The organism is Anaerobiospirillum succiniciproducens DSM 6400 (assembly GCF_000482845.1).
Classification (GTDB): domain Bacteria; phylum Pseudomonadota; class Gammaproteobacteria; order Enterobacterales; family Succinivibrionaceae; genus Anaerobiospirillum; species Anaerobiospirillum succiniciproducens.
Window position 1 is genome coordinate 34568 of sequence record NZ_AXWV01000017.1, and the last position, 12427, is coordinate 46994.

Below are 12427 nucleotides of genomic sequence, written 5' to 3' on the forward strand. Positions count from 1 at the left end.
GGCTAGTAATTGATAGCTTAATAGGCAGGAAAGAGTTCACAACCGGGACATTAACAGAATGCAAATTGAAAAGGTGCTCATTGCCAACCGTGGCGAAATTGCTTTACGTGTTTTACGTGCATGCCGTCAGCTTGGCCTCAAGACTGTTGCAGTGCACTCAAGCGCTGACCGCGATCTGATGCACGTCAAGCTTGCAGATGAAACTATTTGTATCGGTCCTGCTGCAGCTAAGGATTCTTATTTAAATATCCCTACCATCATTGCAGCTGCTGAAGCCACTGGCGCTTCTGCAATTCACCCAGGATACGGTTTCTTATCTGAGAATGCCGACTTTGCCGAAATGGTTGAAAAGTCAGGCTTTATTTTCATCGGCCCTAGCGCTGACACCATTCGCCTGTTAGGTGACAAGGTATCAGCTAAAAGAGCAATGCAAAAGGCTGGTGTTCCATGCGTTCCAGGCTCAGAAGGAGCTTTAGGCGATGACATGGAAGAGAACAAGAAGATCGCCGCTAAGATTGGTTACCCAATCATCATTAAAGCCGCAGGTGGCGGTGGCGGTCGCGGTATGCGTGTAGTACGCAAGGAAGAAGAACTTGAAGAATCCATCAGCCTGACTCGTCGTGAGGCCGACATGTTCTTCAACAACCCTGCCGTTTACATGGAGAAGTTCCTTGAGAACCCTCGTCACATCGAGTTCCAGGTAATCTCTGACGGTCGTGGTAATGCTTGCTATTTAGGTGAGCGTGATTGCTCCATGCAGCGCCGCAATCAGAAGGTTTTAGAAGAGGCTCCAGCTCCTTTCATTACTCAAAAGGAACGTGAAACCATCGGTATGTCATGCGTTAAGGCATGTATCGATATTGGCTATCGCGGTGCTGGTACTTTCGAGTTCTTATATGAAAACGGCCAGTTCTTCTTTATTGAAGTTAACACCCGTATTCAGGTAGAACACCCGATCACTGAAATGATCACCGGTATCGACTTAGTTCGAGAGATGATTTCTGTTTGTGCTGGCGAGAACTTATCTTTCAGCCAAAAGGATATCAAGCTGCGTGGCCACGCTTTTGAGTGCCGTATCAATGCTGAAGACCCAAGAACCTTCATGCCATGCCCAGGCCTCATTAAGCGTCTGCACATCCCAGGTGGTCCAGGCGTACGTTGGGATTCTCACATTTATGAGAACTATACCGTACCACCTCACTACGATTCACTCGTAGGTAAGCTCATCGTTCACGATGACACCCGTGAGCTTGCAATGGCTCGTGCCCGTGAGGCTCTTGATGAGATGGTTATCGACGGTATTCGTACCAACATCCCACTACACAAAGAGTTACTCAATGATGAGAACGAGATGAAGGGTGGCGTATCCATCCACTATCTCGAAGAGAAGCTCGAAGCTGACGCTGCTAACGCAAAGAAGTAGTCTTAGCTTAAGATTTCAATCATCCAAGAAAAGCGCCGTTCCGGCGCTTTTTTTGTTTTAGCCAGTAACTTAAAAATAAAAAACTCTACTTGCAAACAATTTAGTGAGAATACCTATGGCTGAAGAAATATACCCAACATGGCTTGAAGGTCATATTAAGCGCTATGAACACAAACGTTTGCCTACTGTCACCTTGTGTTCATCAAGTGGTAATGACCTACTTGAGGTCTACTACTATGGCGATATGTTTCAAGTAAAAGGTGAAAGTCAGCCATATATTGGAGCTACTGATACTGCTCCGTTGCTAATCGTAGCTAAAGATAGCAGATCTGATGAGGAATTTGTTGTTTTCGACGAAGGCAAACATGGCTATAACAGCATGGTGTGTGAGTCTTTTGATGCAACACAAATGTCCAAACGAAAACTTACCCGCCTCGATATACCAGCTTCTAAGCTAGTGATTGAGTTGGGCTACAGCATTGACTATGAGGACGAAAAGGAATATTCGATGTAGATGAGAACGATAAGGTCGAACTAGTCAACGGCGATCTTATATCGTGGGAGCAGCTAAAACGAGATGGTATCGACTACATAGCTCTATTCTATGTGAATGAGTCAGGTAAGCTAATTCAGTTTGTTGATATAGAGCTTGCATAAGCACGGCACATTATTGATTTAGCAGATAGCCCATAGCAGAAGCTTAGAGAAACCTTATTGACGAGGAATTGTAATGAGTGACCTAATAGCAGCATTATCTAAGGTGCATGACAATTTCATCTTAAGTTATGCCGTAGACTTCCAAGAACATACTCTAAAGCTGAAGACTCAAAAGGCTGATGGCCACCAAATACTCCTTACTTTTGCAGGACTATTGGCGCATCACTTTGAGCATGTATCTCAGGACAACATACTTTTTGGCATTGATGAAATTAGCGTAGAAGATTTCTTTGCTAACTACCAAGGACTATTAGACAAAACTCTATGCTATGGCTTTCCATGTTGCTGCAGTCTTGATGAGCTACACACAAGAATGCATACAGAGCACTTAAGAGTATTTGTTATCGACTCATCCTTAGGCCTGAATGGCTTTGTACTGTGCAAATCAATTCAAATCAGCACGACTGACTGCAAGTAGCTACACAACAGATAGAGCGCTGCCGCAGATAAAAGGGCATAGGAATAGATATAGATGGGTTAGCCTAGTATCGTTAGCTTGTAGACTGAAAAGGAGTGTGGGGATGTGGTGTGAAGAGCCTAGTACAACACGTGGCGGTACTAGGCTTTTTTTTGTATTAGACGGACTCGTCGGCACGAAGCTTATCGGATGGACGTACACGCTTGCGCTTGGAGGCATGCTCGGCACTTACCTCAGCATGAGGGGCACTCTTTTGCATTTGCTGATATGTAGCTGCATTAGCCTGAGCGTGGATACGGTCAGTTCCAGTTAAGTTTGAGCCACTAGCATCAATACCACCGTCAACAAACTTAACCTCTTGCTTAAAGAGATTGTCGCGTTGCTGCGCTGATACATTGCTGCTTGAACGCATCTTTGGAGCAGTCTGAATGCCACCAAGTGGATCTGAAGGAGCAACCTTTGGCATCTTATCCTGTGCAGGGCCTGTTTGCACAGTATTAGAGGTGCTTACCACTCTGCGAGCAACGGCTGCCTCTGAACCAATGTTCTGTACGCCTGAGCCAAGACCACTATCCATTGATGGAGCCATGGCAGTGCCAATACCAATAGGACCACTTCGCTTTGCCCCTGCAGCTAATTGAGCACTAGCCTTATTGACTGCAGGACTCTCAGCACGTGGTGCGCTTGTAGCTCTATTTGGAGAACTTGGCATAGGTGCTTGTGACTTTGGAGCCTGAGCACGTGCTAAAGCTCTATCACGAGCATTAGCCTGATAGTTAGTAAACTCCTGAGTATTTACCTTACCTCTTTGTAAAGAAGTATCGTTCTGCAGCGTTGCTCTCATAGCAGCACCGGCCTGTGCTGCAGTTGGCCTTGATGAACTCATCTGCATTGAACGGCCATGCATTGGAGCATTGCTTCTAGTACCTGAGCTATTCAAGAACTTACCAGAAAAGCCACTTTCTGCTGCTCGGCGAGAGGACGGTAAGGTTGCTTTCTTTAAAGCTGAGGTATCGAGACCTGCACCTGCCTTTGGAGTAATTGGACCTCTTAAAGCAGAAGTATCGACACGATGCTTATTGCCTTGCTGCACATTATCCTGTTTAGCTCGAGCTGCATTGCCCATTGAAACAGAGGATGCACTGGCGTTCTTGGCCTCATTCATCAGATATGCAAGACCTTCATTGCTAGAAGATGCTTGCATTGCCATGCCATTACCTTGAGTATTGGCAGATCCTCCCCCAAATTGTACTGGGGTAACTACCTTTTGCTTTGGTTGTCTTGCTGAAGCCTCAGACTGATAGATATTCGCTAAATCTTCAGAAGCATGCTCCTGTTGAACTTGAGAGGAGATATTGCGTGATGCTTGAGCCTCTTGAGCTGCTTTTTGAGCTTGGACACGAGCTTGTGCAGCTTGTTTCGCTTGAGCTGCCTGTTTAGCTTGCTCTTCAGCTTGACGCTGCATCGCAGCCTTGGCAATACTCTCTGAACGAGCCTTAGCACGAGCAATAGCCTCTTCACGAGCCTTCTTTAACGCAATACTCTTCTGTTCAGCTGCTGATCTGGCTTTGGCAATTTCTTCAGCCTGCTTTTTCATAGCAACTTCTTGCTGTTCACGCTTGAGTGCTGCTTCTTTAGCAGCCTTTTCTGCCTGTTCTTTTGCCTGTGAGGCTGCAATAGCTTGTTCTTCTTTTGAAACCTCACCTAAAGCGGCAATCTGAGCCTCACGACGCTCTTTTTGCATCTCTTTATCGCGAGCAATCTTCTCTTTGAGATCTTTAATATCTGGATGAGATTGTGCGCTGGCAGATTGTGTCTGTTCTTTATGACGACGCAGTGCTTCTTCGGTTCGACTCTGTTGCTGCTCAAGCATTTGCGCATGGGCTTCTTTTAAGAAGTCATTAGGATCACCTACTGACTCACTTTTAACTGAACCAAACCAGCCCTTCTTACGAACCGCATCAGCACCATCATGCAATGCAGCCTTGGCTCGAGCCTCTTTTTCAGCCTGTTTTTGAGCAGCTTTAGCCTCTTTAGACGCAAGCTTCTGTGCTTTAGCATTTGCCTTGGCGCGAGCTTTTTCATCTTTTAATTGCTGCTTGCGTACGTCTGCTTCAGCATTTTTGTACAGGCGCTCATAAGTCTCACGATTAGACTTGAGCATCTGTTTATTCGACTCAGCAAGCTCGCTTTCGGATGGGAAGTTACGGCTTTTACGACCGTTTGGGCGCATGCGTCCCTTACCCTGCTTCTTATCCATAGCCTCAATCTTACGGCGCATGCTATTGAGCTCATGGCCAACTTGAGGCGTAAGTTCAGCTACGAACTTCTTATCAATTGGACGTCCCTTTTCTACAGCATCAATGATCTTGCGTTTAGCGAGGTAAACCGCAGCTGAGAGAATTACAGAGAATATCAGTGTAGACGGCATAGCAGCAGCCACGCTAGTAAGCGTGAACGGCTGTGCTGCGAAAAGCACCTCATTCAGGGCAATAACAATTGCCCATACACTCATAAACAATAAGATCATCAAATAACCTGTAGCGGAAGCTAGATTGCCAAAGCAGGATAATTACATATATTTGGCTTATCTGCATCATGGCAGACTTAACTTTGCTTGTTTGGACGCTGTCCAAATCTTAGGAGATGAAACTCTTTAAGGCAAAGTAAACAAACTCAGGCCTCATAGGCCTATTTAACTCACCAGGTACAACCATGGTGTTTGCCAAGGTAAAAGCGACCTTGGCTAAGGCTAATGATATAAACACCATTAGCCATTACATACGGCAAATGTTAAGCCTATACAGACTTAACAATAGCCATGAACATCTTTTATGTTTAGATGCTATACACCCGATAGTTTATATGAACTTAATACAAAATCACTAGCAGGTGAAAATTTGCAAACAACAACTTATTAGTAGGAAACACAGAGTGTATTTTTGCAAACCAAAGCTTGATTCTTTCGCTCAAGAATCAATAGCTAATTACTTAGCGATGTGGTTTTTGTATGCCTGTACAGTGTTTTCCATTAAAGTTGCAACAGTCATTGGGCCTACACCACCTGGAACAGGGGTGATGAATGAAGCATGCTTAGCTGCCTCTTCATAACCAACGTCACCACACAGTGAGCCATCCTCAAGACGATTGATACCCACATCGATAACGATAGCGCCATCCTTAACCCACTCACCTGGAACTAAGTTTGGCTTGCCACAGGCTACGATTAAGAGATCAGCTGTACGTACAAAGGACTCAAGATTCTTAGTGAAACGATGAGTTACTGTAACAGTAGCGCCTTCTAATAACAGCTCTAAAGCCATAGGACGACCAACTAAGTTGGAAGCACCTACGATTACCGCATTGATACCAAGTAAGTCAGCATTGATGCTCTTTAAGAGAGTCATAACACCCTTTGGAGTGCAGGCACGTAATACAGGAATACGCTGAGCTAAACGACCTACATTGTATGGGTGGAAGCCGTCGACATCCTTATCTGATGCGATCTTCTCAATGATACGACGCTCATCAAGACCCTCTGGCAGAGGGAACTGTACTAAGATACCGTCGATTTCATTGTTAGCATTGCACTCATCAATGAGCTTCTCGAGCTCTTCTTGAGTTGTAGTAGCAGGTAAGTCATAAGAAAAAGACTTAATACCCACCTCTTCACAAGCTCTACGCTTGTTACGAACATAAACCTCAGAAGCTGGATCGGCACCTACTAAAATCACAGCCAGACCAGGAGCTCTTAGTCCTTGAGCGACCTGAGCGTTTACTTCTTCTTTAAGCTGTGCACGTAAGTTCTTTGCAACTGCCTTACCATCAATGATCTGAGCTGACATTTCTTTCCTCGTTTGCCTAAATAAGGTATATGGCTAAAACGATATTATACGGTAATTACATTGCCTTTTTACTCGCAAGATAATGCTATGCCCCAAAAACGACAAAGGGCCTGTGTAAAAACGCAGACCCTTTGTCTTGTAATTAACTCTTAATGAGTCAATAAATTGCTTTTAGACGAGCTGTACGCAGTCAAAATCAGCAACTGGGTTTACATCAGCGCTATAGTCTACGCCGTCAACCTCGAAGCCAAAGAGCTGCAGGAACTCGTGCTTGTACTCTTCGTAATCGGTGATCTCTTTGAGGTTCTCGGTAGTAACCTTAGCCCATAAGTCCTTGCACTTGAGCTGAACGCTATCACGAAGCTCCCAGCTATCCATACGTACACGACCAGCAGCGTCGATCTCAGGAGCCTTAACACCGTATAAAGAGGTAGCAAACATACGGTAGATGTGCTCGATTACGCTCTCGTGGATGCCCTGCTCACGCATTACACGGAAGCATAAAGCGATGTATAAAGGCATTACAGGAATAGCAGAAGAAGCCTGAGTTACTACAGACTTAAGTACTGCAACACGTGCGTCGCCCTTAACGTCCTGCAAGCTCTCACGGATTGCTAAAGCAGCACGATCTAAATCTTCCTTAGCCTTACCTAAAGCACCGTGCCAGTAGATTGGCCAAGTGATCTCAGTACCGATGTAGCTGTAGGCAACAGTCTTGCAACCTTCAGCAAGAACGCCTGCACCCTTAAGTGCATTCATCCACAGCTCCCAGTCCTGACCACCCATAACGGTAACGGTGTTCTGTACTTCCTCATCGGTAGCTGGCTCTACAGTAGCCTCGATGATGGTGTCCTTGTTGGTATCAATAGCAGTAGATACATATGGCTTACCGATTGGCTTTAAGCATGAACGAACTACTTCACCAGTTGATGGAACCTTACGAACAGGAGATGCAAGAGAGTAAACAACCAAGTCTACCTGACCTAAGTCTTCCTTGATCATCTTGATAACCTGCTCACGGCACTCATCAGAGAAAGCGTCAGCATTAACGTTGCGAGCATATAAGCCAGCTTCGGTTGCAAACTTGGTGAAAGCAGCGGTGTTGTACCAGCCTGCACTACCAGGACGCTTTTCAGTACCTGGCTTCTCAAAGAACACACCTAAAGTGGCGGCACCTGAACCAAATGCAGCTGAGATACGTGATGCTAAGCCGTAACCAGTAGAAGCACCAATTACCAGAACCTTCTTAGGACCATCAGCAACTGCAGGCTGTGACTTTACATAGTCGATTTGGCTCTTAACGTTAGCCTCACAGCCAGTTGGATGAGTTGTAACACAGATAAAACCACGAACTTTAGGCTCAATTACCATAAATAACCTCAATGACAAACTTATCGCTGCCCAACAGCTTTACAGTCTCCTAAGCAGGATCGACCTAAATACCTTGCTGTGTAGGCATTAACCTTTAGACTCAATCAAGGTTCTTACCTTGATTTAGAATACTTAGTCACATGCCTGAGAATGCAGCGACTGTAGATTCAGTTGAGTGCCTGCCTTGAGCTCTGTCAAGAGACTTTGGCAAGGTAGCAGCTGAACCAAATCACAATATTATATGTCATGCTAGCTCATGATCAAAGCGCCTATTTTTGAGCACATAAGCCAACGACAAAATGAGGCAACTAATGCAAATTGCTTTGTCTGTCCTTAATTTGCAAGCTATATCCAAGCGCCCGCTCATTCAATACAAGTCAGAGGCTAGAACATATACGCCTATAGATCTGCGCACTATTTAGGACTCAAAAGGGCTCTAGCTCATAAAAATAGCTTAAGTTTTAAATTCACCACTCATATTAAAAAATGGCCTATTTAAGCCAATCAAGTATGCCTTTGATGCTCAGAGGCATAAAAGCGCGAAAAATGAGCACTCTTGCCATGCTACTTATGCGCTTTCGTCAGTGGCAATAAGGCGCTTAAGCCTTATAATAAATGATTTGTATCATAGTACTGCCTAAGATGGCTTGCACTTAGGGTAGTACCGTCATCTCGTGTGTGGACACTTACTTTAAAATTTAGTGAGTAGCTTGAGATAACGTAAAGCAAGATAGGCTTAAATGCACTGAACGTGTATGGAAGCTAAGCTTTTAGGCCCTATCTTGTCTTGTGGTAAGACTAGTGAGATTTAGCGCTTTTATTAAGAGACCGTGTATGTTGCGCAAAGTACTTTTATCCTGCCTGCTCTCAGGCATCGCCTTATGTACTCCTCTAACAGCCTCAGCTATCACTGCAGATAGCGAGCCTTTGCCAGGTTCTCAAGTAGGCATCGCTTACAAGCTACCTAACAGCAACAAGGTCTATGGAAAGAACAATCACTTATTCTTTCACCCTGCTTCTACTCAAAAGGTAGTAACTGCACTTGCTGCCATGATCTATCTTGGTCCTGATTATGAAATTAAGACCAATTTAGCTGTGCGCAACAATGTGGTAGCTGCCAACAATAAGCTCCATATTGATGGCTCTGGTACTTTAAACTCTGATGTCATTGTTAAGTTCTCAGGTGACCCAACCTTACGTGTTGACCACTACCAAAGCCTGCTATCAGTTTTAAAAAATCACGGTGTACGCGCTATCAATGGCCGCGTAATTTTAGATGTGAGCCGTTTTAGTGGCCAAAGCCGTGCTAATGGTTGGTCATGGGATGACTTACCATCTTGCTTTACCGCCCCATCAGCTCCAATCATCTTAAATCGCAACTGCACCTTCGCTCAGCTGACCTCAGAAGGTCCTGGCACCCACGCCTCTCCTTTAATCCCTGCTGGTATTCCAATTGAAATTAAGTCCAGCGTTACTGCAGTAGCCCCAAATGACTACGGTGGTGACTGCGTGCTTGAGGCCAACCTCTTTATCGATAACAAATACCACTTAACTGGTTGTGTTCCAGCCTCTTTAAAGAACAATCGCCCATGGCCTTTATCTTTAGCCATCTACGATGCCGAGCGTTGGGGTATTGATTGGACTGAGAAGATCATGAATCGTCTTGGCATCAAGGTCAGTGGCGGCATTGAGATCTCTCGCACTCCTGAGTCTGACACTGTAACCATTGCCCACCGTAGCTCTCCAAAGCTTAAAGAGCTGGTGCAATACATGTTACAAAAGTCTAACAACCTGTATGCCGATGCTATTGCTAAGAACGTAGCTGCTGAGTACTTTGACCTGCCAGCAACTTACAACCGTGCTAATCGCGCCATGCGTTCAATCCTTAACCAAAAGGCTCATATTGACCTTGGCAATTCCTATATCGTCGATGGCTCAGGTTTATCCCCACATAACTTAATGTCACCAGACAAGATGCTGGAGATCTTAGACTATATCAATCAAAACAACGAAACCTTAGGCATCATTGAGCTGCTTCCTGTTTCAGGCAAATCAGGCACCTTACAATGGCGTGCCTCTACCTTTGCGGAGCCTTTAAAGGAGCATGTCATTGCTAAGACTGGTACTTTACAAAATGTATCCAACTTAGCAGGCTTTATCATCACAGCCTCAGGTAACCGTGTGCCATTTGTGATGTTCACTAACTCAATTACCTACTCTGAGCGCACCCGTGACAATGTACGTAATCGTCGTGCCCCATCTCCTCACTATGGCTATGAGCGTTACGTTATGGAGAACATTTACCACGAGCGTGTGATTGGCAAAGACTTCCGCTAAATAAAGCTCAATAGCTTCATAAGCTATTGAGCCTTAGCTTAGACTAAAGATAATGCAACGGCCCTGATCTTAATAAGATTGGGGCCGTTCCATTTTGGAGGGATTATTCTTACTTTCAGTTCAAAGCTCAACTGTGTTTATTCGGTGCTACAATCGTTACAAGGACTGAAACTTACAAGTTAATTTGCCATGGCAAAGTAATGCTATGAGGCGCTCAGCTGGTCTGAAAGTGATGGCCGGCGACGTTATGGGCAGCGTAATACAAGGAATTGCGCACCGATACAAAGAGACTTGGACAGTTTTGTGTTTTAACATCCTGTATTTGGAGACTGAGCCGTCTTAAACATCTTTAGACCTCAGGTTCATACTCGATCATAAGACGATTAGTAAGTACTAATTACTCGAAGCATAAGCTAGCTTTTAATGTATCCGGTTAACTTGTTCTCTAAGAGAGTCTAAGACTGTTCTTACGCGCTATGAAGCCGATTGAAAAATCTCATAAACTCGATCATGTCTGTTATGACATCCGAGGACGTATCCATCAAGAAGCCTGTCGCATGGAAGAAGAAGGCACCCGTATTCTTAAACTGAATATTGGTAATCTTGCGACCTTTGGCTTTGAGGCTCCTGAAGAAGTTGTTCGTGATGTAGTTAGAAACATTCCTAACTCTCAGGGTTACTGCGAATCTAACGGTATCTTCTCTGCGCGTAAAGCGATCGCACAGTACTATCAGCAAAAGGGTCTGAAGTACGCTGATGTAGACGATGTTTACATTGGCAATGGTGTCTCTGAGCTCATCACCATGTCGATGAACGCTCTTTTAAACAATGGCGATGAGATTTTAGTACCTGCTCCTGACTATCCATTATGGACAGCTGCAGTTACTTTAGCAGGTGGTCAAGCCGTGCACTACTTATGTGACGAAGAGGCTAACTGGTTCCCTGATTTAGACGATATTCGTCGCAAGATTTCCCCACGTACTCGCGGTATCGTCATCATCAATCCAAATAACCCAACTGGCGCAGTTTATAGCACCGAATTCCTCTTAGATTTAATTCAGCTATGCCGTGAGCACGAGCTGATGATTTTCTCTGACGAGATTTACGACAAGATTCTCTACGATGACTATGCTCACCGTAGTGTTTGCACCTTATGTGACGATGTGCCTATCGTTACCTACAATGGCCTATCTAAGACCTACCGCGCCTGTGGTTTCCGCCAAGGCTGGATGATTATCACTGGACCAAAGGCTAAGATGCGTGGCTATATTGAAGGCATTCGTATGATGATGGCGATGCGTCTATGCGCTAACGTGCCTTTACAACATGCTATACAAACATCCTTAGGCGGCTATCAAAGTATCAATGAGTTAATCGTGCCTGGTGGTCGACTCCACCGTCAACGTGCGGCCATGTACGAGCGCTTAAGTGCCATCCCTGGTATTAGCGTTAAAAAGCCTCATGGTGCTTTATACATGTTCCCTAAGATTGACACCAAGCGCTTTAACATCAAGGACGATCAAAAGTTCTGCCTTGACCTTTTACGTCAAGAAAAGCTCTTAGTGGTACAAGGCACTGGCTTTAACTGGATTAACCCTGATCACTTTAGAGTAGTCTTCTTACCTGAAATTGATGTAATTGATGATGCTTGCAATCGTTTAGAGCACTTCTTAAAGCATTACCATCAGTAACGTTAATCAAACTTGTCATATAGCGTAATGACGCTTGTGTAAGCTTAATTACAAAAAGATAAGCTTTGAGAAAAAAAAATGAGGGGGTACATACAAATGTACGCCCTTTTTTTGTTGATTTGTATCTATGAGGGTTATACTAAACGTCCTACAAAACAATCTAGAAAACGCTTAGAAAACGCTAAGTGCACTTCAAAGAGGCCCTCTTTAACTATGGAAGATCAGAATCTATCTTACTTTGATGCCGAGGCATACACATCAGATAGTAAAGACATTGCTATCTTCATCAACGAAGCACTACAGAGCAACGATGCTAACCACATTGCCAATGCTTTAGGTATTGCTGCACGTGGCCGTGGCATTAAAGAGGTAGCATTACTGAGCAATCTTAGCGAGTCTCAGTTAGAGCAAAGCTTAAATCAAGAAGGCAACCCAACACTTGACACATTAATTAAGACCCTCAAGGCCCTTAATTTAAAAATCGCTGTCGAGCCAATTTGCTAATTTGCTAATTTGCTAATTTGCTAAGAGAGCAAACCCAAAGCCCAGCATCCACTAGAGCTCTAAATATCAAGCACAGCCTAAAATACGCCCCATACTTAAGGGCGGCGTTTTACTGCCGTTT

At 44.5% G+C, this 12427-nt stretch carries 9 protein-coding genes; 6 read left to right on the plus strand and 3 right to left on the minus strand.

Going from position 1 to position 12427, the window contains the following annotated elements; genetic code table 11:
• The first annotated feature begins 58 nt into the window (after positions 1-58).
• From accC to H524_RS0102400, 3 genes are all read left to right on the plus strand, one after another.
• Positions 59-1423, plus strand: a complete 1365-nt coding sequence (gene accC, locus H524_RS0102390; protein ID WP_027939084.1) for an acetyl-CoA carboxylase biotin carboxylase subunit — start codon at positions 59-61, stop codon at positions 1421-1423.
• Positions 1424-1538: 115 nt separating this feature from the next.
• Positions 1539-1937, plus strand: a complete 399-nt coding sequence (locus tag H524_RS13810; protein WP_211232148.1) for a hypothetical protein — start codon at positions 1539-1541, stop codon at positions 1935-1937.
• Positions 1938-2153: 216 nt separating this feature from the next.
• On the plus strand, positions 2154-2558 hold the full coding sequence (locus tag H524_RS0102400; RefSeq protein ID WP_027939085.1) for a hypothetical protein: 405 nt from the start codon (positions 2154-2156) through the stop codon (positions 2556-2558).
• Between the two features lie 157 nt (positions 2559-2715).
• Here H524_RS0102400 and H524_RS0102405 read toward each other — a convergent pair whose 3' ends face one another.
• From H524_RS0102405 to fabV, 3 genes are all read right to left on the minus strand, one after another.
• The gene (locus tag H524_RS0102405; RefSeq protein WP_027939086.1) at positions 2716-5088 is read right to left on the minus strand and encodes a hypothetical protein; all 2373 of its coding nucleotides are present in this window, start codon (positions 5086-5088) and stop codon (positions 2716-2718) included.
• Between the two features lie 457 nt (positions 5089-5545).
• Positions 5546-6403 carry a bifunctional methylenetetrahydrofolate dehydrogenase/methenyltetrahydrofolate cyclohydrolase FolD gene (folD, locus tag H524_RS0102415; RefSeq protein ID WP_027939087.1) on the minus strand — a complete coding sequence of 286 codons (858 nt, stop codon included), beginning with the start codon at positions 6401-6403 and terminating at the stop codon, positions 5546-5548.
• Positions 6404-6574: 171 nt separating this feature from the next.
• The gene (fabV, locus tag H524_RS0102420; RefSeq protein ID WP_027939088.1) at positions 6575-7774 is read right to left on the minus strand and encodes an enoyl-ACP reductase FabV; all 1200 of its coding nucleotides are present in this window, start codon (positions 7772-7774) and stop codon (positions 6575-6577) included.
• 834 nt (positions 7775-8608) lie between these two features.
• Here fabV and dacB point away from each other — a divergent pair.
• From dacB to H524_RS0102435, 3 genes are all read left to right on the plus strand, one after another.
• Positions 8609-10111, plus strand: a complete 1503-nt coding sequence (dacB, locus tag H524_RS13815) for a D-alanyl-D-alanine carboxypeptidase/D-alanyl-D-alanine endopeptidase (RefSeq protein ID WP_052338855.1) — start codon at positions 8609-8611, stop codon at positions 10109-10111.
• Positions 10112-10587: 476 nt separating this feature from the next.
• The gene (locus H524_RS0102430; RefSeq protein ID WP_027939089.1) at positions 10588-11802 is read left to right on the plus strand and encodes a pyridoxal phosphate-dependent aminotransferase; all 1215 of its coding nucleotides are present in this window, start codon (positions 10588-10590) and stop codon (positions 11800-11802) included.
• A gap of 213 nt (positions 11803-12015) precedes the next feature.
• Positions 12016-12306 (plus strand): addiction module antidote protein, encoded by a 291-nt coding sequence (locus H524_RS0102435; RefSeq protein WP_027939090.1) that lies wholly within the window; start codon positions 12016-12018, stop codon positions 12304-12306.
• Positions 12307-12427: the final 121 nt, after the last annotated feature.

Bases quoted from the DNA above. Each gene is read 5' to 3' on its own strand.
- accC (WP_027939084.1), top strand. From the start codon at position 59: ATGCAAATTGAAAAGGTGCTCATTGCCAACCGTGGCGAAATTGCTTTA.
- H524_RS13810 (WP_211232148.1), top strand. From the start codon at position 1,539: ATGGCTGAAGAAATATACCCAACATGGCTTGAAGGTCATATTAAGCGC.
- H524_RS0102400 (WP_027939085.1), top strand. From the start codon at position 2,154: ATGAGTGACCTAATAGCAGCATTATCTAAGGTGCATGACAATTTCATC.
- H524_RS0102405 (WP_027939086.1), bottom strand. From the start codon at position 5,088: ATGATCTTATTGTTTATGAGTGTATGGGCAATTGTTATTGCCCTGAAT.
- folD (WP_027939087.1), bottom strand. From the start codon at position 6,403: ATGTCAGCTCAGATCATTGATGGTAAGGCAGTTGCAAAGAACTTACGT.
- fabV (WP_027939088.1), bottom strand. From the start codon at position 7,774: ATGGTAATTGAGCCTAAAGTTCGTGGTTTTATCTGTGTTACAACTCAT.
- dacB (WP_052338855.1), top strand. From the start codon at position 8,609: ATGTTGCGCAAAGTACTTTTATCCTGCCTGCTCTCAGGCATCGCCTTA.
- H524_RS0102430 (WP_027939089.1), top strand. From the start codon at position 10,588: ATGAAGCCGATTGAAAAATCTCATAAACTCGATCATGTCTGTTATGAC.
- H524_RS0102435 (WP_027939090.1), top strand. From the start codon at position 12,016: ATGGAAGATCAGAATCTATCTTACTTTGATGCCGAGGCATACACATCA.